This is a genomic window from Desulfosarcina variabilis str. Montpellier, assembly GCF_048565275.1.
Taxonomy (GTDB): Bacteria; Desulfobacterota; Desulfobacteria; order Desulfobacterales; family Desulfosarcinaceae; genus Desulfosarcina; species Desulfosarcina variabilis.
Genome location: NZ_CP159846.1, coordinates 3,423,739 through 3,446,395, shown reverse-complemented (window position 1 = coordinate 3,446,395; position 22,657 = coordinate 3,423,739). Strand labels below are relative to the sequence as shown.

38 protein-coding genes and 2 pseudogenes are annotated in these 22,657 nt (G+C 44.6%); 8 read left to right on the top strand and 32 right to left on the bottom strand.

The genetic code is table 11. The annotated features are described in order from the left end of the window. Positions 1–15 precede the first annotated feature (15 nt). The 3 genes from Dvar_RS15530 to Dvar_RS15520 all read right to left on the bottom strand — a co-directional run bounded on the left by Dvar_RS15530 (position 16) and on the right by Dvar_RS15520 (position 1,051). Complete coding sequence (locus Dvar_RS15530) at positions 16–318, bottom strand: hypothetical protein (protein WP_419662603.1); 303 nt, start codon at positions 316–318, stop codon at positions 16–18. A 123-nt stretch (positions 319–441) separates the two neighbouring features. Then, positions 442–849, bottom strand: coding sequence for a type II toxin-antitoxin system VapC family toxin (locus Dvar_RS15525; protein ID WP_419662602.1), 408 nt, complete (start codon positions 847–849; stop codon positions 442–444). Continuing rightward, the gene (locus Dvar_RS15520) at positions 839–1,051 is read right to left on the bottom strand and encodes a hypothetical protein (protein WP_419662601.1); all 213 of its coding nucleotides are present in this window, start codon (positions 1,049–1,051) and stop codon (positions 839–841) included. The genes Dvar_RS15525 and Dvar_RS15520 overlap by 11 nt, the downstream gene beginning before the upstream one ends. A gap of 1,158 nt (positions 1,052–2,209) precedes the next feature. Here Dvar_RS15520 and Dvar_RS15515 point away from each other — a divergent pair. Together Dvar_RS15515 and Dvar_RS15510 are read left to right on the top strand one after the other, a co-directional pair. Next, complete coding sequence (locus Dvar_RS15515) at positions 2,210–2,407, top strand: type II toxin-antitoxin system VapB family antitoxin (protein ID WP_419662600.1); 198 nt, start codon at positions 2,210–2,212, stop codon at positions 2,405–2,407. Beyond that, positions 2,404–2,781 (top strand): PIN domain-containing protein, encoded by a 378-nt coding sequence (locus Dvar_RS15510; protein ID WP_419662599.1) that lies wholly within the window; start codon positions 2,404–2,406, stop codon positions 2,779–2,781. Before Dvar_RS15515 ends, Dvar_RS15510 begins: the two co-directional genes overlap by 4 nt. A gap of 625 nt (positions 2,782–3,406) precedes the next feature. On the opposite strand, the gene Dvar_RS15505 is transcribed toward Dvar_RS15510, so the two are convergent. The 8 genes from Dvar_RS15505 to Dvar_RS15470 all read right to left on the bottom strand — a co-directional run bounded on the left by Dvar_RS15505 (position 3,407) and on the right by Dvar_RS15470 (position 7,946). Next, positions 3,407–4,702: an IS110 family transposase gene (locus Dvar_RS15505; RefSeq protein ID WP_419657888.1), complete on the bottom strand. Its 1,296-nt coding sequence runs from the start codon at positions 4,700–4,702 to the stop codon at positions 3,407–3,409. Between the two features lie 285 nt (positions 4,703–4,987). Further along, complete coding sequence (locus Dvar_RS15500) at positions 4,988–5,416, bottom strand: putative toxin-antitoxin system toxin component, PIN family (RefSeq protein WP_419662598.1); 429 nt, start codon at positions 5,414–5,416, stop codon at positions 4,988–4,990. Further along, positions 5,398–5,625, bottom strand: a complete 228-nt coding sequence (locus tag Dvar_RS15495) for an AbrB/MazE/SpoVT family DNA-binding domain-containing protein (RefSeq protein ID WP_419662597.1) — start codon at positions 5,623–5,625, stop codon at positions 5,398–5,400. The genes Dvar_RS15500 and Dvar_RS15495 overlap by 19 nt, the downstream gene beginning before the upstream one ends. Before the next feature lie 618 nt (positions 5,626–6,243). Further along, positions 6,244–6,438: a type II toxin-antitoxin system HicA family toxin gene (locus Dvar_RS15490; RefSeq protein ID WP_419662596.1), complete on the bottom strand. Its 195-nt coding sequence runs from the start codon at positions 6,436–6,438 to the stop codon at positions 6,244–6,246. After that, positions 6,438–6,674 carry a DUF1902 domain-containing protein gene (locus Dvar_RS15485; RefSeq protein WP_419662595.1) on the bottom strand — a complete coding sequence of 79 codons (237 nt, stop codon included), beginning with the start codon at positions 6,672–6,674 and terminating at the stop codon, positions 6,438–6,440. Before Dvar_RS15485 ends, Dvar_RS15490 begins: the two co-directional genes overlap by 1 nt. A 232-nt stretch (positions 6,675–6,906) precedes the next feature. Then, positions 6,907–7,209 carry a type II toxin-antitoxin system death-on-curing family toxin gene (locus tag Dvar_RS15480; RefSeq protein WP_419664118.1) on the bottom strand — a complete coding sequence of 101 codons (303 nt, stop codon included), beginning with the start codon at positions 7,207–7,209 and terminating at the stop codon, positions 6,907–6,909. Positions 7,210–7,280: 71 nt separating this feature from the next. Further along, a complete protein-coding gene (locus Dvar_RS15475) occupies positions 7,281–7,547 on the bottom strand; it encodes a hypothetical protein (protein WP_419662594.1) in 267 nt (88 codons plus the stop codon). A 24-nt stretch (positions 7,548–7,571) separates the two neighbouring features. After that, positions 7,572–7,946 carry a YdcF family protein gene (locus Dvar_RS15470; protein ID WP_419662593.1) on the bottom strand — a complete coding sequence of 125 codons (375 nt, stop codon included), beginning with the start codon at positions 7,944–7,946 and terminating at the stop codon, positions 7,572–7,574. A gap of 483 nt (positions 7,947–8,429) precedes the next feature. Between Dvar_RS15470 and Dvar_RS15465 the strand changes: the two genes are divergently transcribed. Together Dvar_RS15465 and Dvar_RS15460 are read left to right on the top strand one after the other, a co-directional pair. Beyond that, positions 8,430–8,702, top strand: a complete 273-nt coding sequence (locus Dvar_RS15465) for an AbrB/MazE/SpoVT family DNA-binding domain-containing protein (RefSeq protein WP_419662592.1) — start codon at positions 8,430–8,432, stop codon at positions 8,700–8,702. Beyond that, entirely contained in the window at positions 8,686–9,018 is a 333-nt protein-coding gene (locus Dvar_RS15460) for a type II toxin-antitoxin system PemK/MazF family toxin (RefSeq protein WP_419664117.1), read from the top strand. The genes Dvar_RS15465 and Dvar_RS15460 overlap by 17 nt, the downstream gene beginning before the upstream one ends. A gap of 604 nt (positions 9,019–9,622) precedes the next feature. Here Dvar_RS15460 and Dvar_RS15455 read toward each other — a convergent pair. The 3 genes and pseudogenes from Dvar_RS15455 to Dvar_RS15445 form a co-directional block, all read right to left on the bottom strand. After that, positions 9,623–9,784 (bottom strand): annotated as a pseudogene (locus tag Dvar_RS15455) (UPF0175 family protein); the annotation flags it as partial. 352 nt (positions 9,785–10,136) lie between these two features. Next, positions 10,137–10,574 carry a type II toxin-antitoxin system VapC family toxin gene (locus tag Dvar_RS15450; protein WP_419662591.1) on the bottom strand — a complete coding sequence of 146 codons (438 nt, stop codon included), beginning with the start codon at positions 10,572–10,574 and terminating at the stop codon, positions 10,137–10,139. Further along, positions 10,574–10,807, bottom strand: coding sequence for a type II toxin-antitoxin system Phd/YefM family antitoxin (locus Dvar_RS15445; protein WP_419662590.1), 234 nt, complete (start codon positions 10,805–10,807; stop codon positions 10,574–10,576). The genes Dvar_RS15450 and Dvar_RS15445 overlap by 1 nt, the downstream gene beginning before the upstream one ends. Positions 10,808–11,348: 541 nt before the next feature. Here Dvar_RS15445 and Dvar_RS15440 point away from each other — a divergent pair. The 4 genes from Dvar_RS15440 to Dvar_RS15425 all read left to right on the top strand — a co-directional run bounded on the left by Dvar_RS15440 (position 11,349) and on the right by Dvar_RS15425 (position 12,885). Further along, a complete protein-coding gene (locus tag Dvar_RS15440) occupies positions 11,349–11,627 on the top strand; it encodes a type II toxin-antitoxin system RelE/ParE family toxin (protein ID WP_419662589.1) in 279 nt (92 codons plus the stop codon). A gap of 119 nt (positions 11,628–11,746) precedes the next feature. Then, positions 11,747–12,028, top strand: coding sequence for a HigA family addiction module antitoxin (locus Dvar_RS15435; RefSeq protein ID WP_419662588.1), 282 nt, complete (start codon positions 11,747–11,749; stop codon positions 12,026–12,028). Between the two features lie 265 nt (positions 12,029–12,293). Continuing rightward, complete coding sequence (locus Dvar_RS15430; protein WP_419662587.1) at positions 12,294–12,575, top strand: type II toxin-antitoxin system Phd/YefM family antitoxin; 282 nt, start codon at positions 12,294–12,296, stop codon at positions 12,573–12,575. After that, the gene (locus Dvar_RS15425) at positions 12,565–12,885 is read left to right on the top strand and encodes a type II toxin-antitoxin system RelE family toxin (protein WP_419662586.1); all 321 of its coding nucleotides are present in this window, start codon (positions 12,565–12,567) and stop codon (positions 12,883–12,885) included. Before Dvar_RS15430 ends, Dvar_RS15425 begins: the two co-directional genes overlap by 11 nt. Positions 12,886–13,485: 600 nt before the next feature. Here Dvar_RS15425 and Dvar_RS15420 read toward each other — a convergent pair. The 18 genes and pseudogenes from Dvar_RS15420 to Dvar_RS15335 form a co-directional block, all read right to left on the bottom strand. After that, positions 13,486–13,698: a type II toxin-antitoxin system HicA family toxin gene (locus Dvar_RS15420; RefSeq protein ID WP_419662585.1), complete on the bottom strand. Its 213-nt coding sequence runs from the start codon at positions 13,696–13,698 to the stop codon at positions 13,486–13,488. Further along, positions 13,691–13,900 (bottom strand): type II toxin-antitoxin system HicB family antitoxin, encoded by a 210-nt coding sequence (locus tag Dvar_RS15415; RefSeq protein WP_419662584.1) that lies wholly within the window; start codon positions 13,898–13,900, stop codon positions 13,691–13,693. The genes Dvar_RS15420 and Dvar_RS15415 overlap by 8 nt, the downstream gene beginning before the upstream one ends. Before the next feature lie 436 nt (positions 13,901–14,336). After that, a complete protein-coding gene (locus tag Dvar_RS15410) occupies positions 14,337–14,627 on the bottom strand; it encodes a type II toxin-antitoxin system RelE/ParE family toxin (protein ID WP_419662583.1) in 291 nt (96 codons plus the stop codon). Next, on the bottom strand, positions 14,627–14,869 hold the full coding sequence (locus Dvar_RS15405) for a type II toxin-antitoxin system ParD family antitoxin (protein WP_419662582.1): 243 nt from the start codon (positions 14,867–14,869) through the stop codon (positions 14,627–14,629). Before Dvar_RS15405 ends, Dvar_RS15410 begins: the two co-directional genes overlap by 1 nt. A gap of 108 nt (positions 14,870–14,977) precedes the next feature. After that, positions 14,978–15,199, bottom strand: coding sequence for a CopG family antitoxin (locus Dvar_RS15400; RefSeq protein WP_419662581.1), 222 nt, complete (start codon positions 15,197–15,199; stop codon positions 14,978–14,980). 3 nt (positions 15,200–15,202) lie between these two features. Next, on the bottom strand, positions 15,203–15,487 hold the full coding sequence (locus Dvar_RS15395) for a BrnT family toxin (RefSeq protein WP_419662580.1): 285 nt from the start codon (positions 15,485–15,487) through the stop codon (positions 15,203–15,205). A gap of 432 nt (positions 15,488–15,919) precedes the next feature. Further along, on the bottom strand, positions 15,920–15,988 hold the full coding sequence (locus Dvar_RS15390; RefSeq protein ID WP_419664116.1) for a hypothetical protein: 69 nt from the start codon (positions 15,986–15,988) through the stop codon (positions 15,920–15,922). Positions 15,989–16,017: 29 nt separating this feature from the next. Then, entirely contained in the window at positions 16,018–16,299 is a 282-nt protein-coding gene (locus Dvar_RS15385; protein WP_419662579.1) for a UPF0175 family protein, read from the bottom strand. 573 nt (positions 16,300–16,872) lie between these two features. After that, positions 16,873–17,130, bottom strand: coding sequence for a hypothetical protein (locus Dvar_RS15380; protein WP_419662578.1), 258 nt, complete (start codon positions 17,128–17,130; stop codon positions 16,873–16,875). After that, positions 17,127–17,327 carry a hypothetical protein gene (locus Dvar_RS15375; RefSeq protein ID WP_419662577.1) on the bottom strand — a complete coding sequence of 67 codons (201 nt, stop codon included), beginning with the start codon at positions 17,325–17,327 and terminating at the stop codon, positions 17,127–17,129. The genes Dvar_RS15380 and Dvar_RS15375 overlap by 4 nt, the downstream gene beginning before the upstream one ends. Before the next feature lie 873 nt (positions 17,328–18,200). Next, positions 18,201–18,335 (bottom strand): annotated as a pseudogene (locus Dvar_RS15370) (type II toxin-antitoxin system HicA family toxin); the annotation flags it as partial. Positions 18,336–18,375: 40 nt separating this feature from the next. Next, complete coding sequence (locus tag Dvar_RS15365) at positions 18,376–18,567, bottom strand: type II toxin-antitoxin system HicB family antitoxin (protein WP_419662576.1); 192 nt, start codon at positions 18,565–18,567, stop codon at positions 18,376–18,378. Between the two features lie 182 nt (positions 18,568–18,749). Continuing rightward, positions 18,750–19,298 carry a YdcF family protein gene (locus Dvar_RS15360; protein ID WP_419662575.1) on the bottom strand — a complete coding sequence of 183 codons (549 nt, stop codon included), beginning with the start codon at positions 19,296–19,298 and terminating at the stop codon, positions 18,750–18,752. A gap of 421 nt (positions 19,299–19,719) precedes the next feature. After that, complete coding sequence (locus tag Dvar_RS15355; protein ID WP_419662574.1) at positions 19,720–20,232, bottom strand: GNAT family N-acetyltransferase; 513 nt, start codon at positions 20,230–20,232, stop codon at positions 19,720–19,722. Continuing rightward, positions 20,229–20,507, bottom strand: a complete 279-nt coding sequence (locus Dvar_RS15350) for a DUF1778 domain-containing protein (protein ID WP_419662573.1) — start codon at positions 20,505–20,507, stop codon at positions 20,229–20,231. Before Dvar_RS15350 ends, Dvar_RS15355 begins: the two co-directional genes overlap by 4 nt. A gap of 620 nt (positions 20,508–21,127) precedes the next feature. Continuing rightward, a complete protein-coding gene (locus Dvar_RS15345) occupies positions 21,128–21,352 on the bottom strand; it encodes a type II toxin-antitoxin system HicA family toxin (protein WP_419662572.1) in 225 nt (74 codons plus the stop codon). Positions 21,353–21,756: 404 nt separating this feature from the next. After that, complete coding sequence (locus Dvar_RS15340; protein WP_419662571.1) at positions 21,757–22,152, bottom strand: type II toxin-antitoxin system VapC family toxin; 396 nt, start codon at positions 22,150–22,152, stop codon at positions 21,757–21,759. Then, complete coding sequence (locus tag Dvar_RS15335) at positions 22,152–22,427, bottom strand: ribbon-helix-helix domain-containing protein (protein ID WP_419662570.1); 276 nt, start codon at positions 22,425–22,427, stop codon at positions 22,152–22,154. Before Dvar_RS15335 ends, Dvar_RS15340 begins: the two co-directional genes overlap by 1 nt. Between the last annotated feature and the right edge of the window lie 230 nt (positions 22,428–22,657).

Below are 22,657 nucleotides of genomic sequence, written 5' to 3'. Positions count from 1 at the left end.
ATGAAATTATGCGTTTTATCCATCACAGATCTTTTTTCGATGATTGACGAACGGTGACCTTTCTAACACTCCAATGATCTGCAATTTCTGCCAATCGATATCGAAGAGCAAAAAGTCTTTCAATCCACTGAAGAAACCTGATTTACCGGGTTGGATATCTGAAAGATCACCTCGGTTCAGGTATTTGATCCATTCCACCAGGCTACCCCAGGTCTCCAACATTTCGTTGTAAATCATTTTCCAACCGATGGCATGGTGATACCAATTGTTTTGGTCTATACGGCTGGTCGCAACACTATTGATTCTTACATCGATCATAGATCCCCGAAGCAGCATGTTGAGTAGAAGATATGAGCGTGGCATGTGATTCCAGAATGAATATCCACAGATCAGTCTTCGCAGAAAGCTACGCCCGGACAAGTTTACGCAGATTCACACAGATTATGGTACCACGGTGATGCCCTGATCAGCGAAATTAGGCTTAAAGCAAAATGCCTTTTTAACCTGATGGCGATTCATCAGAATCTGGCTGACGCAGTCCACGAAACTGAACCCTAAACGGCCCAGACTCATCCACAATTCATATCCCAATGAATGCAGCCATTCATCCGCCCACTTGACATCCACAACACCAAGCACTGCCTTGTACCAGAGATCCGCGGCCTCGTACCCCAACAGATCCTGTATGCGGTTCATGGTTTCCGCAACCACATAACTACTGGTGAGAAGCGCGACATTTTTCTCCAGCAGCGAAGGCCAAAGCATCTTGGCGCACTGGTGATATTGGTCGGCACTGTCAATCAGTGCGCAAAAAGCGGTTGTATCGATAAAGATTTTTTCAGGATGCATTGGTACGTGTTGATGAAAAGCGTCCCACGGCCTCCAAGGCGAACGCCTTGTTGGAATCCACCTGCTGATCTCGTTCAGCCTGCATCCTGAAACTATCGACGATATCACGGAGCAATTGGGACATTGAAATGCCCTGTTCCAGTGCCTCTGTTTTCAGCCATTTCAACTGTGCGTCATGGAGTTGAATCTGGGTTCGTTTCATAAGCACCTTTTCTTTAGTATTTCTTTCCCCAAGAAGTATCACATCATTTTACAGATTGCCGGCATCATAATGTAAGCAATTTTAAAAAATTTTATGACGAAAAGATATAGCTCCGCTTCCTCGGTTACACGCCTCTAAAAAAGACGAATCGATTCACTTGCCAAATCCACAATGCGAACATCTTGTAGCAGAGAAGTAAAAAGTAAATCAATCGGTAGAAAGGGTTATTTTTTACTACCGGGGAAACTCAGGGACGGGCATGATTTTATGCGTTTCCCATTCCGGTTTCAACCAGGGCTTAAGGCGTAAGGCGTAAGGCGTAAGGCGTAAGGCGTAAGGCGTAAGGCGCGAAAAAGCATTCTTGTCCAGCTTGTCAAGGAAAGTAGATATCAGTTGTCAGAAATTGGGACGCGGATCTTCGCGGATGCGCGCGGATTGAAAAAGGAAATCTGCGAGACACGCGGGAAAGGCGTGAAACGCGGGAAACAGTTGACAGAAGTTAAAAGTCAGTACTGAGTGCTGAGACGCGAGACCTGAGGTCAGGTTTCAGATGCCAGATGTCTGAGATCAGAGGTCAGTTGTCAGAAATTGGGACGCGGATCTTCGCGGATGCGCGCGGATTGAAAAAGGAAATCCGCGAGACACGCGGGAAAGGCGCGAAACGCGGGAAACAGTTGACAGAAGTCAAAAGTCAGTACTGAGTGCTTAGACGCGAGACCTGAGGTCAGGTTTCAGATGCCAGATGTCTGAGATCAGAGGTCAGTTGTCAGAAATTGGGACGCGGATCTTCGCGGATACGCGCTGATTGCAAAAGGGAAGCTGCGGGACGCGCGGGAAAAGCGTGAAGAGCCGTTATCCTGTAATGGGTGATGAGTGATGAGACGCGAGTTACAGAGACCAGGGGTCAGAGATCTTAGATCAGAAGTCAGAGGATAAAAACCAGTACTGAGTGCTGAGACGCGAAACCTCAGTGCTGAGAATGAACAGCATTTTTCCACTTCATTTATTGACATCTCTACATTTCTGCGCAAATGCTTTCAATCGACCAATTGTTAATGATTTGCGATACACACGGACAAGTTACGCTAACTGCTGAAAATTGCATTTGACTTTTTATGCATAAGTTTTTATTTTTATGCATATAAAAGGAGGCCGACAATGAGAACCACCCTTGATTTACCCGACGATTTAGTGGCTGAAGCGATGAAAGCGACCCACATCCGAACGAAAACCAAGGTCATCATTACCGCATTGGAGGAATTGGTACGTAAAACAAAGATCGCTGAATTAAAACAGTTCAAGGGCAAAGTGACAGATCTGGAAATTGATCTGGACAGATTGAGAGACCGCTCATGACAGTCCTGGTCGATTCTTCGGTCTGGATTGATTATTTCAGATCAGGCGCCAGCAGCGAACGCCTTGACAATCTGATCGATGAAAACCTTGTCGCTACCAATAACCTGATCCTTGTCGAACTTGTCCCTTATCTTCAATTGCGGAATCAGCGTAGAATTGTAGAACTACTCTACGCCATCGAAAACTTCCCATTGACCATTCGTTGGAATCAGCTGATTGAATGGCAATATCAATGTTTGAAGCAAGGTTTCAACGGCATCGGCATTCCGGATCTGATTATCGCTCAAAATGCCAGGCACCATCAAAGCGTTGTTTATTCACTGGATTCTCATTTCAAACTAATCCAAACAGTCGTTGAAATTGATTTGTATTGAAAGGGGGTAGTTGTTCGGGCACGCCATTGAAAATTGGTCTGGGGACGGGCCAGGCCAACCGAATTGGTCTGGGGACGGGCCAGGCCAACCAACTGCAAATAAACTAAAAAGGCTGAAAAAGATGGTCTATTTGGGGTCTATTTTACGATTTTCAGGGCTAAAAATCGCATTATAGGCCGATGGCTGATAGCGATGTTATTAAAAAGGGAAATTGGGGGACATTCTATATTCCTTATGTCAATAAAAAAATTAATACTGTAAAAACAATTGTTTATAAGCGGACTGGTTTAAAATACGCACCTCTCTTGTTGATTTTATAAAAGGGTTGGCGAGGTATTCTCTTCCTTCGGCGAACTTTTGATCTGATCGTTACGTTTATCCGGCATGACCCGAACCTGCGGATCCGCCAATCATTCCTTATCCAGATTCTCAAGTTCGGAAGAGAGGCCCACTGATTGTCCCTCACGAGGTTCTTTCGCCTCTACGTCTATGGACGGGCTCTCTCGCCGAAAATGTTAAAGCGGTGCTTGTGTCAGCTGTTCAATCTCATCCTCACTTCATCGAGATGTATTACTTCTTAGATGGAGCTGGCAGGCCCAGGATTGTCCCTCCCGAAATCAATGTTTCAACGGGGATGAACGGGCTCTGCCAGCAGATAGTTTGGATTGAACGGTTCGTTATTTTTCAGCATGGTCCAGGCAATCACCAGCATTTTGGCTGCGATCTTTACGCGGGCCTTTGTCTTGATTCCTCGCTCCCCTTGGCGGCCTTCCAGCATGCGGTTGTAGATACGGCGGAAGGCATCATTGTGATAGGAGGCGATTAACGCAGCCTGATACAGCCCGTAGCGCAGCTCAGAATCGCCTCTTTTGGAAATCACCGGAACCTTCTCCTTACTTTTTTTGCCGCTGCGGCTGGCGTTGAGATCCAGACCGGCCAGCCGGATCACCTGCTTGCGACTTTTAAACCGCATTGGATTGGCCAAGGCAGATAGTACCAGGGGCGCAATATAAACACCGAACCCGGGAATGGTCAGTAACAGCTTGTATGCGGGCAAACGATTACATACGGACTTTACCTGATCCATGACACTGGCAAGTTGTTCCTCGACAGACTTGAAACGCTCCACCAGCATTGTCGCTTCATATCGGGCTGCGTCATCCACGGGAAGCCCGATGGTATGTTCAGCCGCATTGTAGATTTTTCTCAAACGACTCGCCTGACGTGCGCCCCGGTCGGTGGTCGTGACATGGCGGACAAAAACGTCGAACTCGGTTGCGGCAATCTGACGCGGGTCCAGATACCACCGGACGATGGCCAGGTTTTCAGTTATGCACGATCCCCAGTGGCGATCCATTTCAGGGAAGTATTTGGCCAGCAGACCGTTGCGGATGCGCATTCGTAGGCGATGATCTTCTTTTTTCAGCTGCCGGCGGACTGACAAAAGGTTGCGCAGGGCCAACATGTCGGCCTCTGGATTTTCATAGAACAGGCACTTGCCCTGACTGATCAGATCAGCCACATTAGCGCTGTCCTTGGTATCGTTTTTGTCCCAGCGCCCATCGAGCAGTTCCCGGTTGTCCTTCACCGCCTTGCCACCCACAAGGACAACCAAATGACCTTGCTCGGTAAGCCAGTGGATCAGCGGTTTGTGGTAGTTGCTGGTCGGTTCCATGCCGAACACGGCCGATTTCAGGTTGTGCTGGGTCATGAGTGTATCCGCCTGTTCGATGAGCCGGTTAAACCCTGTCAGATCGTTGGTAAAAATCAGGCGCCGCCACAGTGACTGGCCTTTGGGGGTGCCGAAAAAAGCATGGTGCTTGTCCTTGGCAATATCGATTCCGACGATCAGGTGGTTGTCCGAGCCCCGAATCTGGCTACGGAGTTTACAAAACAATTCAAAGCGGGCAATGTCGTCCATTTCTTTAACCTCCTGTAATCCTATAAGCCCAATTTTTTCTCATTATCTATCAGGAGGTTTTCTCTTTTTCTACGCGAAAAAGATTCTATTTTTATACTACTTGTGGCGGTGTATTCTGTAATGATTTTAATATATAACGTCCTTAATTAACTAAATAAAATTGTCAGGAACACAAAGAAGTTTAAAGCAGTTTACGGTTATCGGTTGACGGAATTGAGGGAAATGCGAGACACGGGAAACAGTTGCCAGTTTATGGTTATCGGTTGGTAGTTTCCGGCTTTAGGACTAAAGAACTGTTGATAAAAAGGCTTCAGGCGGTATGATCGTTATATTCTCGTATGACTTTAACGATAATAAATGCCGATCACCTGAAATCACAAATGCAGCATTGCCCGCCCGTGCGCAATGCAAGAACATGTCATCAGAAGGATCTTCTTTGATTATTACCGGCAATTTTTCGGATTGTATTTGCACGACTTCGAAAAAGGGTAAGATTTCCTGGAAAAGTAAAAAGTCAATTTCCTGCCTGGTCAATCCAAATTTTGGATAAGCCAGGACCCGCAAATATTCATCAATGATGGGCTGGCATAATAGAGGTTGAATCGTGCATTTTTTCCATTCAAAAAGAAGTTTTCCATTTGGCCCTCCGAATAATAGGGCCGAAATAACGACATTGGTATCTAAAACAACACGAATTACTTTTCTCTTGCCCATTTGATCGCTTCAGCCACAGCATTTTGCTTGATTCCAAGTTTGGCGATTTTTGTACGGATTTGTTCTAAATTCGTATCATAAAGTCGCAATGGTTTAAGGATTACGGTGCCATCCTTAAGCTCGACATCAAAATGACGTACCTCGGGTAGCTGATCCATTATTTTTTTGGGAATCGTTATTTGATTTTTTGATGTTATTTTCGTAAGCATGATTCGGCCTCTCCCTTTCCTTACTTTATCTATTCCTTACTATAAGTATGTAAGGAGTTTGTCAAGCTTTTGGTTGTCGGTGTAAGAGAAAAGCCTGATTTTTTTGATTCTTTTCGGCTTCTGGGACGGGCCAGGCCAACCAACTGAAAATAAACTAAAAAGTTACTGGAAAAAGGTGGTCTATTTGGGGTCTATTTTGCGATTTTCAGGGATAAAAATCGCATTATAGGCCGATTGCTGATAGCGATGTTATTAAAAAGGGGAAACTCAGGGACGGTCATGATTTTATGCGTTTCCTAATCCGGTTTTTTCTATGTGTAAGGCGTAAGGCGTAAGGCGTAAGGCGTAAGGCGTAAGGCGTAAGGCGTAAGGCGTAAGGCGTAAGGCGTAAGGCGTAAGGCGTAAGGAAAAAAAAGCTTAACACTACTGCGCAGTCAAGGAAGATTCGGGGACTTTGTTTACAAATTATTCCAACTGCTATGCACGTTGCGATCGTTTAGTTCGTTGTGAACAATAGGAGCGTATAAGAGCGGTCTTATTGGTTCTCCTCGTTTGATTGGTCTAATTGATTGAACTCGTTAGGGGCGGCTTGAGAGGCATCTATCAGATCAAATTTTCTTAAAATTTCTTTGGAATGCCAGCCTGCTTCAGTACAGCGTTGGCGGTGTGCCTGGACTTAATTTTGCCATCGACGACGAAACGAATTTTTGTGATCGGACTGTACCAAATTTCGTGATCGCCTTTTCCCTGGCGTTCGAATTTGCATCCAACCTTTTGCAAATGATCTTTCAGTGCTTTCTGAAAAACAGTCATTATGCAGCCGGGCGAGCAATTTCAAAACGCCGGGTGAGTAGTTCAAACGGCATTTCATCTTCGATGTTATAACCGTTTGCGGAAAGGAGTTCGGGGATCATGACCTTCAACCGTAGAATCAGATTTTCCAAAGAGTCGTCTTCGGCCACAAGCCCTGGGACATCATCACTGGTGGCCACCCACACCCGTGCCTTTTCGTCCCATTCGGCTCTGATAAAGAAAGGTTTATTTCCCATCGGTCAACTCCTTGCTGACGCTTCGCTTACGTTATCGTTTTCCTGGCACTTTGAGACCTTATTTAATGATTGATGTAACAAAAATAGCATCGCTTTCGATTTAATACAATAGTGTGGATAAAACTGGCGGAAAACTGGGATCAGACCAAGCTGAATGCCTAATTGAAAAGGGTTTAGAGAAAAAACAATATCGTTTTCTCGACAATCGCCCAATTTAGGTGTTAATCAGCGGTCAGGCTTCATCGGCGGGGCCCCTTACCGCCCTATCCTTTAACCATTTCGAAAAAGCGGTTTCGCCTATATCTTTCACGGCCAAAGCCAATACTGCATCGACGGCTTCTGCTTCAGATGCAGTTAGCGTCCATCCATTGATGATTAGAAATACATATGCGGCAAGGAATCCTGTGCGTTTATTGCCATCTACGAAAGGGTGGTTCAAAATGATGCCAGCGGCATAGGCAGCAGCAAGATCGAATACGGATGGTATTTGATAGGATGCCTTGTTTTTGCGGAATTTGCGGGACGGGGATGAAATTATGCGTTTTATCCATCACAGATCTTTTTTCGATGATTGACGAACGGTGACCTTTTTAACACTCCAATGAGTTACAATTTCTGCCAATCGATATCGAAGAGCAAAAAGTCTTTCAATCCACTGAAGAAACCTGATTTCCCGGGTTGGATATCAGAAAGATCACCTCGGTTCAGGTATTTGATCCATTCCACCAGGCTACCCCAGGTCTCCAACATTTCGTTGTAAATCATTTTCCATCCGATGGCATGGCGGAACCAATTGCCCTGGTCCAGACGACCGGTGGCAACACTTTTGATTTTGACATCGATATCTGATCCCAGGAGCAGCATGTTGAGCAAAAAATATGATCGTGGCGTGTGGTTCTAGGATGTTATCAGTATCACGGATTTGAAGCCGTACCTTTTAATAATGCGTGCGGTGTAGAGGGCATTTTCAAAAGTGGTTCGGGCTTGCTGTTCAATGATCGATTCGAATTTTTTTGTTGGGTAATAAAGCCGGTCGTAGGCTTTAAGCTGCGATGGAGTGGCCGGTGATATGATCAGCGTTGGCGCGCGGCCACGATCGATCAAGTGATAAGTCTCACTGGCCCGGCCATCCGCCCCCTGAAAGGCAACGATCACGTCTGCTTTTTCCAGGTGATCCTTTTGGAGAAGAACATGCCAAAAGAACGCGGCCTGGATGATGATCAGCAGCGTAAGGAGAGCGGCTGGTAGCCCAATGAATATCCGCAGATTCACACAGATTATGAAACTCGGGAACGGGCATGATTTTATGCGTTTCCCAATCCGATTTCAACGAACGGTAATCGGTGAACAGTGATCAGTTGTCAGAAATTGGGACGCGGATCTTCGCCGATGCACGTGGATTGTAAAAGGAAATCTGCGAGACACGCGGGAAAGGCGTGAAACGCGGGAAACAGTTGACAGAAGTCAAAAGTCAGTACTGAGTGCTGAGACGCGAGACCTGAGTGCTGAGGATGAACAGCATTGTGCCACTTCATTTATTAGCATCTCGACGTTTTTGCACCGATGATCTTAATCCGCCAACTATTTTAGATACCTCTGTCGATAGAGACATTAAATCAATAAAGAAACTTGGGGACGGGCATGATTTTATGCGTTTTTGCTCTCCTAATCGATTTTTCCTGATTCGCTTGACACACCGGCCAATTGTAATTACAGTGATCACAAAAATCACAATTAAATGCCAGGAGCCATTCCATGGAAAACCATGTAAGAATCAGAGATGCAAAGCTGGTCCCTATCGGCAACTCAAAGGGGGTGCGTATCCCCAAAGCCCTCCTACAGAAATACGGCCTGAAAAATTCACTTTTAATTGAAGAAACGGAAAGCGGTCTGCTCCTTCGGAAAAAAGAAGAAAACAAGCTGTCATGGGAAGAAACTTACAAAGCCATGGCCGATGAAAAAGAAAGTTGGGACGATTTTGAGTCAACCGTTCTCGACGGACTGGAGGATGATGATTTTGAATATTAAACGGTACGAGATATATTTCGCAGACCTTAATCCAACCATTGGAAGCGAAATAAAGAAGGTTCGCCCCGTTGTTATCATCAGCCAGGATGAAATGAATAAGTATTTGGAAACGGTAGTGGTATGCCCGCTTACCTCAAGCTTGCACCCGCTTTGGAGAAGCCGGATTCAAATTAAATGTGCCAAAAAAGATGCTGAAATCGCCGTTGACCAAATTCGCACAATCAGCAAAAAAAGGTTAAAAAAGAAAATTGATCAATTGTCCGATGGTAAAGCCGCTCAGTTGCGAAAGATTATTACTGATATGTATGGAGAATAGGGAACTGCGGAACGTCTCTAATTAACGCAATAAGTTTGATCCGGTTTAGGGTTCACGGTTGCCAGTTGGCGGTGAACAGATATCAGTTGTCAGAAATTGGGACGCGGATCTTCGCGGATGCACGCGGATTGAAAAAGGAAATCTGCGAGACACGCGGGAAAGGCGTGAAACGCGGGAAACAGTTGACAGTTCACTGAAATAAAAAGTCAGAAGTTTGTGATCGGTGATGCGTTATGAGTGATGCGCAAACGACTGAGAGAGACCAGAGGTCTGAGATCAGAAGTCAGTTGTCAGAAATTGGGACACGGATCTTCGCGGATGCGCGCGGATTGAGAGACGTTGGCTGAAATCCCAAATATATAGCGTATTATGGCGTTTTGATGGATATGGATTTTTCGGCGACGATGTTTCGTTGTTGTTTACTATAACGACAGGAAGAAACGGTCCTAAATATCTAACAGGCGTTCATCCCTTTTGCGGTTTTGTTTGCTCAAGATCAGATGGGATTATTCACCGACGCTCTTTAAAAACCGAGCAACGACATCATCCGAATACAATCGACCTTTTTCAACCATCTCTTTGAGAATCGGCGAGGCTTTTTTTATTATTCCAATATCTTTCCTAAACGCTCCGTGTCCTGATTAATTTCCTTTAGCTCTTCTGCAGAAAAATCGAAGATTGGTTCTCCACAGACTTTAAGCAAATCTATAAATTCGATACGCGTAATTCCAGCAAGATCAGCAGCCTTGCCTAAAGAAAGGATTTGCTGCTTATAGTATCTCTTATATCCCCTTCTACCTCTTCGGGACGCTTGTGAAGGATTATAGGTAACTCCCGGGGAACCTTCATTTTTATTTCATAGGATTGCATGCAATTCCCTCAATATTGGTTTCTTTGCCTGATTGCCATAAATATCCAGCAAATTTTGCAACGTGTCAAGTTTTGGGGAAATAATGGGATTTTTTGGGGCTTTGTTGACAAACTATAAATATCCGCTAAGTTCGTTTAGAACGTTGGGAGCGTAAAAAAGGTTGATGCAGTTGACGGCTTTAGGGGACTGCGAGACACGCGGGAAAGTTGGGAAATCGTTGTCGATGGAACTGTGATCCGTTTCATTGCTACATCATGATTCCCGTTTCGATAGGAAGCCCCAACTGCCTCCCAGCTTTCAGCATGCCCTTATCCAGCGTGTAAATCTTTTCTACAGCCAGATTGGCTGCAATGGCTAAATGAAGCGCGTCACCTGCTCGCAGGCTATTGTCATACCTGGTCAGGTATTTCCAGCAAAGATTAAAATCGGCCACACTTGGCAACCGAACGTGGAGGTTTTCAGAAAGCAGCGTACTGAACTTGTCACTGCATCGCAAAGCAACCTCCTTTTCCAACTCACCCATTCGAACCAACCGCGAAAGAACACTGGCGAACTCTACTCTCGTCCATTGACTGATTACCAAGTCTGCATCGGCAGGCAGTTGATGGAAAAGAAGATCAATTTTAGCGCTAGTTTCCTCCGGTAATAATAATGGCAACAGAATACTAGTATCAAAGTAAAACATTAGCGCTCATCTTCGCGGATCATCCGGAGAACTTCTGAGCCAGCCGTTTTAAGCGGTGGTATTTCACTACGGAAGTCCACCAGCGACGGAAAAGGTTTCTTGCGGGATTTAATAGGTGACAATCTTGCCACAGGCCTCCCGCGACGGGTAACAACTATTTCTTCACCCTTTTCAACACGATCCAACAATTCTGATAGATGGGCTTTTGTATCCGCAACACTTATCGTTTCCATGCTATCCCCCGCCATATTGGGTCATTTAGATGACCTACTATAGCAACCCCTAATCAAGGTTTCAATGGTAAAAAACCTGGGAAATTCGGGGACAGGCATGATTTTATGTATTGTGGTCTGGGGACGGGCCGTATTGTGGTCTGGGCTTGGTCTGGGGACTGGCTTGGTCTGGGGACGGGCCAGGCCAACCAACTGCAAATAAACTAAAAAGGCTGAAAAAAGTGGTCTATTGGGGGTCTATTTTACGATTTTCAGGGCTAAAAATCGCATTATAGGCCGATTGCCTCTCCCGCAGTTCAAATGCACCTTCGGTGGGTTGGACCAAACTGCCTTTTGCCATCACTCACAGGAGTTCTGGACGAAAACTCGGGGATGGGCATTCGGGAACCTGCGGGGACGGGAACCTGCGGGGACGGGCATGATTTAATGCGTTTCCCAATCCGATTTCAATCGGAATTGACACCTGCCCATAATCAGGTTACAGTACGTTTGAATATCGCTTTCTTCAAACGGATTGATTGAGTATCAGTGATATGGCCATATGATACGCAACTTTAAACATAAGGGTCTTAAAAAACTATACGAAACAGGGAGTCAGCAGGGTATTCTTCCGGAACATGTCAAACGGCTCCGATTGATCCTGGCCAGGCTCGATGCCAGCAATAACCCACAAGATATGAATCTGCCGGGTTTGAGTCTGCATCCATTAAAGGGGAATTACAAAGATTTCTGGTCAGTATCGGTCTCAGGTAATTGGCGCGTCATCTTTCGTTTTGAAGAAAATCATGCGGTTGATGTTGACTATATCGACTATCACTGACCTAAGCTGGGCGATTCAAATTTTGGTATGCATGAAAATTTGCAGGCAAGGGAATACGATAGGGCATCATTGCCTCCTATAATTTGAATCGCACAGTTTAGTACTGAAGAGGTAATAATATGGTTATGCATAATCCACCCCACCCGGGGGAAGTAATCCGGGAATTATGTATGGAACCGTTAGGTCTCACCGTCACTGAAACCGCCAAAGGATTAGGTGTATCGAGAAAGACGTTGTCTGCGCTGCTGAACGGCCGATTCGGAATCTCTCCAGAAATGGCCATTCGACTCTCCAAGGCATTCGGTGGCAGCCCCGAGAGTTGGCTTACCCAGCAAGCTCAATATGATTTATGGCAGGCGCTGCAGAGAGCAGACGAAATCAAAGTCAAAGCGTTCGCTTAACGGTTCACGGTTACCAGTTGACGGAATTGGGGGAAATGCGAGACACGCGGGAAAGGCGCGAAACGCGGGAAACAGTTGCCAGTTTTCGGTGAACAAAGAAAGATCAGTTGTCAACACGAATGGGCACGAATATGGCGAGCTATACAAATTCGTGAAAATTAGTGCAAGTCGCGGCCTGTTTCATTTGATTTTTAACCCTTCCAGAATTTTCTTGACAGCTAAAAAGTAATTATTAAAATACATATTAAAATACATGGAGGTCATCATGCAAATCGATACCGAACGGATTATTTCAGTTGCTCGTCTGCAAAAAGAGCTGACCGCGAAACTTAGAGAGGTTACCGATAGGGAGGAGCCGCTTTTCGTTATGCGGAATAATACCCTTGCAGCCGTTGTGATTTCACCAGCCGAATATGAATTGCTTAGGGACGCTGATGAAGTGTTGGATCATTTTGAAATCGCCGATATGATTGAAAAGCGCTTGAAGGACCATGATCCTTCCCGGAATGTATCCTGGGATACGATTAAGGCGAAACATGGCATTTAAAATTGAATTCCACCCCGACGCGGCGGGCGATTTTGCCGCCTTGGACGGTTCCATCCAGAAGGAAATCGCTAAAAAAATTGATGCGCTTTCGAGCAACCCGTTCCTTGGCAAACCGCTGGGCAACAAAATGGGGATGGACCTGACCGGTTTTTTTAAGCTTTATGCCGTGCGAAAAAAATACCGCATTGTTTACCGTCTTTCTCAGGAACGCCTGGAAATTGTCGAAATCATCGGCATCGGCAAAAGGGAGAAAGCGGAAATTTACAAACTAATCTTCAAGCGGCTCCAGGATGAGAATCATCCCCAATAATTCAGCTCCTCATTGCAAGCCACGGATTTTCTGGGGGATCATGGGGACATTCTAAAAGCTGTTTGGAGCGTTTGGAGTGTTTTGTTCGAATTAAGGAGGTTTGATGCAGTTTATGGTTTACGGTTAACAGTTTACGGATTTGGAGGAACTGCGAGACACGCGGGAAAGGCGCGAAACGCGGGAAACAGTTGACGGTTGGCGGTGAACAGATGATAAAAACCAGTACTGAGACCATACAAGCAGAGTGCTGAGACGCGAGATCTGAGGTCAGAGGGCTTAAAGCCGTGATCGGTGATGCGTTATGAGTGATGCGTAGACAACAACTGACTGGGATCAGCGGTCGGAGGTCAGCGGTCAGAAGCCGGTGAACTTGTGATCCGTGGACAGCAAAAACGCAATTAACCTATATGCTGGGGAACTCAGGGATAGGGATGATTTTATGCGTTTCATAAACTGCTGGTCTTGTTTAGTTCATTTGGTGGGGAACCATGGCACAGAGCCGCTTCCATGGAAGCCAGCGAAGTTAAATTTTAAATACGAGACGCACAAGCAGGCTCTGGTGCGATTTTTCTGTCTGATAATTGCGATATATGAGGCAAATCAATCATTGATAAAAAATATTTTTTTATCCAAACCAGATTGACGCAATATTGATGAAAATGTACCTCGTGGAATTTCTTTTTTAGGATCTGGAACGATTACGATTCTGTCCTCTTTCCTATATTTTTTATGGCTACCTTTCTGGGATACCAAAGAAAACCCATTGTCCATTAAAACTTTGATAATTTCTTTGGATGACAGCAACCTATGCATGAATTACATCATCCCCCAATAGGGTTACACCGATCTCGTGGTATTCACTGCTGCTCTCATCTTCAAAATATAATGTTATGGCTTCTTTCAACGCTTCAATTGCCTCATCAATTGTGTCGCCGAAACTGGACACATCAACATTCAGGCATTGAGATACATAATAATCGCCATCTTTATAAACTACATATTTTATATTTTTCATCTTCTGTTATCTGAAAAACCCAAATATATTTCAAATAAAAGTTAGTTATAAGGGACCTTTTTTCAAATCGGATGCTCTACTATAGCAACCCCTAATCAAGGTTTCAATGGCAAAAAAACCTGGAAAACTCGAGGACGGTGAACAGATATCAGAGATCAGTGGTCAGAGATCAGAGATCAGAAAGATCCTTGTCCTTTTTCAATAATGGATCAGGCTTCCGTCTTGGCGTGCCATATTCAAGCCATAGCTGAAGATTCCTAACCCCAATGGAAGCAGCAGGGCTGTAAAAATTGCCAGGGCGTGTGGTCTGGGACGGGCCAGGCCAACCAACTGCAAATAAATTAAAAAGGCTGAAAAAGGTGGTCTATTGGGGGTCTATTTTACGATTTTCAGGGCTAAAAATCGCATTATAGGCCGATGGCTGATAGCGATGTTATTAAAAATGAGTTTCTATATCCATGCTGTCATGTAGGATGCGAATAATCTCAATGTCCTGGTTCTCTTGGCGGTAAAAAATAAGATGCCTGCCAACGTGATATTTCCTGTAACCTTTTTTGATATAACCACAAGCAGTTCCGATTTCAGGTTGATACGCAATTGTATTAAAGCTGGAATCAAGCATGGCCAAATATCTATTTCGCTGCTCTCGCCCCCATTTCCGTTCAGTGAAGCGGCCGATGGACTTCATGTCATCAACGGCTTTGGCAGTGAGGCGAAATAAGGGCACTATCCAACACCTTCCTTATCGAGAGATTCTGTTAGATTTGCCAGAGAGTAGGCAACAAAACCACTCTGTTCGCCATCCTCCAGTGCCCGTCGCAACGCTTCTATTTTGATATCTTTTTCCTCAAGGAGCCTCAGCCCGGCCCGAATCGTTTCGCTGGCGGATGCAAAATGTCCGAGTTCAATCTGTCGGGAAATAAATGCCTCATAATGCTTGCCAAGCGTAACGCTGGTATTTTTTTGCATAGTACCGTCTCCCCTACAAAACATTTAGTACCTATATATAATATTTATTGGTATTTTGCAAAAAGGATTTTTAGGGGACATTCTAGTTTTGGTCTGGTTCTGCACGCATCATTGAGGAGACCACTGAATATCCAACTTTCGCTGGTTGTTAACACAATCTTGTAAATAAAGATTGATTAGACTTTGGTAGGGTATTCCGGTTTCATTAGCCATGTCTTTAAAATATTCTATAATATCTGGTCGAATTCTCAGAGTAACCTGCTTTTTTAATTGTTTTGCGTACGGATTTCGCCTCGACTTCATCTTAGAAAGATCATACTCATTTTTCATTTTTCACCTCCGGTAATGCTTAGCTTCTTTCCTGGTGGCTTTGCGGGCGGAGATGATCCTGATGACAGACTCATCGGCTCTGTAACAGTGACAGATCATAAGCAAGCGCAGCTTGGCACTGATGCCTAATAAGAGGAAGCGATCCTCCCATTCCGAATTGTCGTCATCATAGAACTCAATCGCCCATTCGTCATAAAAGACGGTGGCAGCCTCCTCAAATGAGACACCGTGTTTTTCCCGATTAGCTTTTGATTTAATTGGGTCCCATTCGAAACGTAGTTCTTTCATAACGACATTGTATTTACGTTGTAGGACAATGTCAAGATGGCAGTTTATTGGATTTTTCGAGGACGTTGTTGACTAATTATACATATCCGTTAAGCTCGTTTAGAACGTTGAGAGCGTAAAGATGTTTGATGCAGTTGATGGTTCACGGTTGCCAGTTTTCGGCTTTGGGGGAAATGCGAGACACGCGGGAAAGGCGCGAAACGCGGGAAACAGTTGCCAGAAATTGGGACGCGGATCTTCTCGGATGCACGCGGATTGAGAAACGTTGGCTGAAATCCCAAATATATAGCGTATTATGGCGTTTTGATGGATATGGATTTTTCGGCGACGATGTTTCGTTGTTGTTTACTATAACGACAGGAAGAAACGGTCCTAAATATCTAACAGGCGTTTATCACTTTTGCGGTCTTGTTTGTTCAAGGTCAGATGGAATTATTCACCGACGCTCTTTAAAAACCGAGCAACGACATCATCCGAATACCATCGACCTTTTTCAACCATCTCTTTGAGAATCGGCGAGGCTTTTTTTATTATTCCAATATCGTTCCCAAACGCTCCGTGTCCTGATTAATTTCCTTTAGCTCTTCTGCAGAAAAATCGAAGATTGGTTCTCCACAGAATTTAAGCAAATCTATAAATTCGATACGCGTAATTCCAGCAAGATCAGCAGCCTTGCCTAAAGAAAGGATTTGCTGTTTATAGTATCGGATTGCAGCTTGCCTTCTTATATCCCCTTCTACCTCTTCGGGACGCTTGTGAAGGATTATAGGTAACTCCCGGGGAACCTTCATTTTTATTTCATAGGATTGCATGCAATTCCCTCAATATTGGTTTCTTTGCCTGATTGCCATAAATATCCAGCAAATTTTGCAACGTGTCAAGTTTTGGGGAAATAATGGGATTTTTTGGGGCAAACTCGGGGAATTTGCGGGACATTCTGTAATCCTTATGTCAAGAAAAAAAATAAACCATGTAAAAACAATTGGATACGAACGGATTGATTCAAATTACGCACCTCTCCTGTTGATTTTTGCAAAAATGGTGGCGAGGTATTCTCTTCCTTCGGCGAACTTATGATCTGATCGTTACGGTTATCCAGCATGATCCGCAGATCAGTCTTCGCAGAAAGCTACGCCCGGACAAGTTTGCGCAGATTTTCGCAGATTAACGGGGCAATTTATTCAGCTGGTAAGCTGTTGAGCTGTTGGAAACGTAAAAAAGTTTGATACAGTTTACAGTTTACGATTTACGGTTCACAGTGTACGGATTTGGGGAACTGCGAGACGGTGAACAGATGACAGAGGGCTAATAGCCAGTTTACTGTTATCGGTTGGCGGTTTCCAGAATTCGAGGACGGAATTAGTTTTTGAGAAGAATATGAGTAACTATTTTTCTATCAGGCGATCATATTCTGAGTGGGTACCGATCCAAAACCATAAAAGGCCATCATCTACTTCTACTGCCAGTGCTCTATATTTCATTCCGATCCGGACAGAAAAATATTTCCCAACCTTTTTCATATGCAAGGATGGATGGTGAAGATTTTCTTTTATAAGCTGGAAGTTTTTGTCTGCAATTGTACGAATAGTTGGGGGAAGACTCTCATAACACGCCCAAAAAGAAGAGCTGAAATGATGTTTCATAATTCGGTAGTTGTTCCTGCATCATACTCAGCAAGGGCATCTTTTACAGCAGCATCAAGAGCGCCTGTTTTAGCGTCTGTTTCAAATTGCCGGTCCCAATTTTCAGAATCGAAATTCTCGAACCAAGCGCGGAATTTTGATAAGTTTTTAGGCGATAATTGTGATACTTGGTTTTCAAGTTCCTCAACTGATTGCATGCTGCACCTGCCATTCTTAAAAGTATTGTTTAATCTATAATTTACAGGGCATTTCGTCAAGGGCGAAACTCGGGGACGGACATAGCGAAACTCGGGGACATTCTATATTCCTTATGTCAACAAAAAAATAAACATTGTAAAAACAGTTGGATAAAAATAACTTGGTTCAAAATACGCACCTCTCCTGTTGATTTTGACAAAAATGATGGCGAGGTATTCTCTTCCTTCGGCGAACTTTTGATCTGATCGTTACGGTTATCCAGCATGATCCGCAGATCAGTCTTCGCAGGAAGCTACGCCCGGACAAGTTTGCGCAGATTTTCGCAGATTAACAGATTTGGGTGACTGCGAGACACGCGGGAAAGGCGCGAAACACGAGAAACAGTTGTCAGAAATTGGGACGCGGATCTTCGCGGATGCGCGCGGATTGAAAAAGGAAATCTGCGAGACACGCGGGAGAGGCGTGAAACGCGGGAAACAGTTGACAGAAGTCAAAAGTCAGTACTGAGTGCTGAGACGCGAGACCTGAGGTCAGGTTTCAGATGCCAGATGTCTGAGATCAGAGGTCAGTTGTCAGAAATTGGGACGCGGATCTTCGCGGATGCGCGCGGATTGAAAAGGAAATCTGCGAGACACGCGGGAGAGGCGTGAAACGCGGGAAACAGTTGCCAGTTCACTGAAATAAAAAGTCAGGAAACTCGGGGACGGGCATGATTTAATGCGTTTCCCAATCCGGTTTAAACGAACGGTGATCGGTGATCCGTGATCCGTGGGACAAGAATGGTCAGGCAGGCAATGCCCAGGTAGGTGGTTTATTGGTTCTGTTGGTTTGATTGGTTTAGTTCGCAACAGCGGGAAGACCAAAAAAACAGTCTATTTTTTCATCATTTTTAGAATGTGTTTGGCGAGGTATTCGTTAATTTCTTTGTGGCGTGGAACTGGTTGTGATATTTTCGTAGTCGGGTTGTGGTACCAATCGTGTTTACCGCCATGCCGGAGCAAAACACAACCATCTCTTTTTCTAAACTCTTAATCAGATCTTTCCTTTTCATGCAACTTCCAGCTCATCAACCCTACGAACACAGGGGATAATGCCTGAGCTTAATTCATAATAGATGTCTTTTAAGTTTTCTTTCAGTTCATCCAAAGAGTCGCCTTGGGTCATATAATCTGGAAATTCGGACAGATATCCAAGCCACATATTCTCATCTTGCCAGTAAACATATTTCTTTTTATTCATCGTATTATTTCCCAACTTGTTTGAATCCATGTGAAATTTGTCTGCTTAATTAGTTCTATTCAGTTGGAATCGGGTTGCCAAGGACAGGGGAAATAATAACGGGGATGAAATTATGCGTTTTAACCATCACAGATCTTTTTTCTATGATTGACGAACGGTGACCTTTCTAACGCTCCAATGAGTCACAATTTTTGCCAATCGATATCGAAGAGCAAAAAGTCTTTCAATCCACTGAAGAAACCTGATTTCCCGGGTTGGATATCAGAAAGATCACCTCGGTTCAGGTATTTGATCCATTCCACCAGGCTACCCCAGGTCTCCAACATTTCGTTGTAAATCATTTTCCATCCGATGGCATGGCGGAACCAATTGCCCTGGTCCAGACGACCGGTGGCAACACTTTTGATTTTGACATCGATATCTGATCCCAGGAGCAGCATGTTGAGCAAAAAATATGATCGTGGCGTGTGGTTCCAGGATGTTATCAGTATCACGGATTTGAAGCCGTACCTTTTAATAATGTGTGCGGTGTAGAGGGCATTTTCAAAAGTGGTTCGGGCTTGCTGTTCAATGATCGATTCGAATTTTTTGGTTGGTTGATAAAGCCGGTCGTAGGCTTTAAGCTGCGATGGAGTGGCCGGTGATATGATCAGCGTCGGCGCGCGGCCACGATCGATCAAGTGATAAGCCTCACTGGCCCGGCCATCGGCCCCCTGAAAGGCAACGATCACGTCTGCTTTTTCCAGGTGATCCTTTTGGAGAAGAACATGCCAAAAGAACGCGGCCTGGATGATGATCAGCAGCGTAAGGAGAGCGGCTGGCAGCCCAATGAATATCCGCAGATTACGCAGATTCACACAGATTATGAAACTCGGGAACGGGCATGATTTTATGCGTTTCCCAATCCGATTTCAACGAACGGTAATCGGTGAACAGTGATCAGTTGTCAGAAATTGGGACGCGGATCTTCGCGGATGCGAGCGGATTGTAAAAGGAAATCTGCGAGACACGCGGGAAAGGCGTGAAACGCGGGAAACAGTTGCCAGTTCACTGAGATAAAAAGCCAGAAGTTTGTGATCGGTGATGCGTTATGAGTTTTTTCATGGATCTGGTCAGTGCACTAAGCATTTTGCTGATTTCTTCTGCCTTTAATTACGTCTTTTGAACAATTGCCTTCAAGTCTTTAAGAAGAAGGAATAGATGATAAGGATCAGTAGGGCTATGTTCAAATTCCCATTGCAGATACCACTGGCGGGTTTCATCATTCTTCGCGTGGACAAGGAGCGCGCGTATGCCTACGATATCCGCTGCTTGCACGGTGCGTAGAAGTGCATCCTTGAGAAGGGCACGTCCCAAACCTTTCTTTTGATGTATCTTGTCTACGGCAAGCCTGGCTAAAATGACCACTGGCACTGGATGGCGAGCCAACCCCTTCATCACTCTGGCAGGAGCTCTTTGGGGCTCCACACTTCCTACGGCCAGGCTATAAAATGCTACAATTTGTTTATCTTTGCAGCAGACATAGGTTTGTGCGCCACCCGCCTTCTGGTTGATGAGTGCGTATCGCTGCAAGAACTCATTTAAGGAATAGCTGCCGCAATCAAAATTCTCAGTATAATCATCGATAGTCAGCTTGCGGATCAGACTATATTGAAAACCGTTCAATCCAAAAATCCCGGCTCACTAAGTAGTTTCTCAAGTTTGGGTTTCTTTTGTACCGGGCGGTCTAACGTTTGAAGAAACAGTTCCCACTTTTTTTCATCCAGTCCAAAATGCAACCGGTCCGCCAAAGCATGATTGGCAGCATTAATACCGGCTTCCAGCAGAAACTCACTAACATTCTTGTGACAGGATTGAGCAGCTTCCTGTAGCAGCTGCTTTACGGCGATGCTTGCTCGCACATCAATGCGTGTTGATTTCGAAGTTTTCGCCACAGTCATAAGCACCTCCTTAAATGATTAATCAATTATAATGACCGGACGATGTCATGACAAGGCTTTTTTTTCAGAGCACAAAAGATAAGATTGCATGCAATTCCCTCTTTATTTGTTTCTTTGCCTGATTGCCATAAAAGCAAAGTGCTGAGAGAGACCAGAGGTCAGAGGGCTTAAAGCCGTGATCGGTGATGCGTTATGAGTGATGCGCAAACGACTGACAGAGATCAGAAGTCAGTTGTCAGAAAATGGGACGCGGATCTTCGCGGATGCACGCGGATTGTAAAAGGGAACCTGCGAGACACGCGGGAAAGGCGTGAAACAGTTGGCGACTGGTCTGGGGACGGGCCAGGCCAACCAACTGCAAATAAAATAAAAAGGCTGAAAAAAGTGGTCTATTGGGGGTCTATTTTACGATTTTCAGGGCTAAAAATCGCATTATAGGCCGATTGCCTCTCCCGCAGTTCAAATGCACCTTCGGGGCTGGACCAAACTGCCTTTTGCCATCACTCACAGGCGTTCTGGACGAAAACTCGGGGATGGGCATTCGGCATAGTGAACAATGGACGGTATACAAAAAAGCTCGGTACCATGCGCTGGGCTCTCTGTTTACAGATAATCAAAATTCAATCTTTTAGAAAAGAATCCAAATCCATATCCAAGTCATAGCGCACGATTTTAGAAAGGAGACCAACAGGGACAGTTTTACTGCCGTGATCGGGTATTGTGGTTTTTCTGCCATCTGGATGAATGAATCTGATATGTGATCCTTTTTGCCGAACAGACTCGAATCCCAATTGTCTATCCCTTTTTATTAAATTCTTGAATGATATTGATGGGTTGTCAGTCATGAAACGGCTAATTCCAAATCTCGAATGCCGACAAAAGTCAGGGAGGGAGGGAGGTCATCGGATTCTTCCATCAAACAGACTTCAATGGCCTCGCTAATGTTTTCGATAGCCTCCTCCATTGTATTGCCTTAACTACGACATCCCTTAAATGAGGGGCAATTAACAATATAGACACCGTTTTCGTCCTGTTCGATGACAATCGGAAAATGCCTTTTCATATCAAAACCTTATAGAAAACATCGTTTATTCAATTTATGGCTAAAGCAATTATGCCTTCGGCAACATTCTTTTTTATATGCAAAAAAGTAGCACATCTAACTTTTTACAGCAAGGATCTGAGCGCGTTTTAGTCATATGTGCAAACTCGGGGACGGGCATGATTTTATGCGTTTCCCATTCCGATTTCACTTATTCCAGTTGACAAGTTTAAGCCCATCGATTCGACGGAAGTGTTTCTCGTTGTTTGACACCAGAATCAAATTGTGAGCCAATGCTGTCGCAGCAATAATAAGGTCGAAATCATCAAGAGGCGTCCCCTTGGATTCCAGCTGTGACTTAAGCATACCGAATGTTTCAGAGATCAAAAAGTCAACCGGAATTGCATCGAAAGACTTTTCAATATGTCTTACCTTTGCCAGATTAGAATTCTTTTTCTGGGATTTATAGGCACCATAGTAAAGTTCAAGTAGAACGATTACACTTATTTTCAAGGGATCGTTCATGTGTATAGCCAGATTTTGAACGACGTTTTGCTCTCCCTTGAGGCTGTAAATTATCGTATCCGTATCTAACAAATACATCAGGGCAAACCCTTTGCCAGTTTACGCGATGAGCGACGGGCATTTTTTAGGTCCTGAACGATTTGATCCGCTGTCCGTGGATCCTCCCATGATCCCGCCAATGATAGTAAAGCCTGCGCCGAAGTTTTGAGCTCATGCGTTTGATGTTTCCTAGCGAGATGGTTTCGAATTAGATAAAGGACCTGTTGACTCACAGATCGATTCTCATCGGCTGCCCATTGCTTTAATTGCTGATACAAGCCTTCATCGATTCCCTTGATCTGTAAATTCGACATATTCCCTCCTTTTCAACCTTTTCATGAACATACATTACAATTTCATGAAATGCAAAGTTTTTGTTGGAAGGATTATGGGGACGCTTTCACTAACTTGATACGTTCTGATTTTTTGGGGACGTTGTTGACAAATTATGCATATCCGCTAAGTTCGTTGAAATCGTTTAGAACGTTGGGAGCGTAAAAAAGGTTGATACAGTCGATGGTTCACGGTTACCAGTTGACGGCTC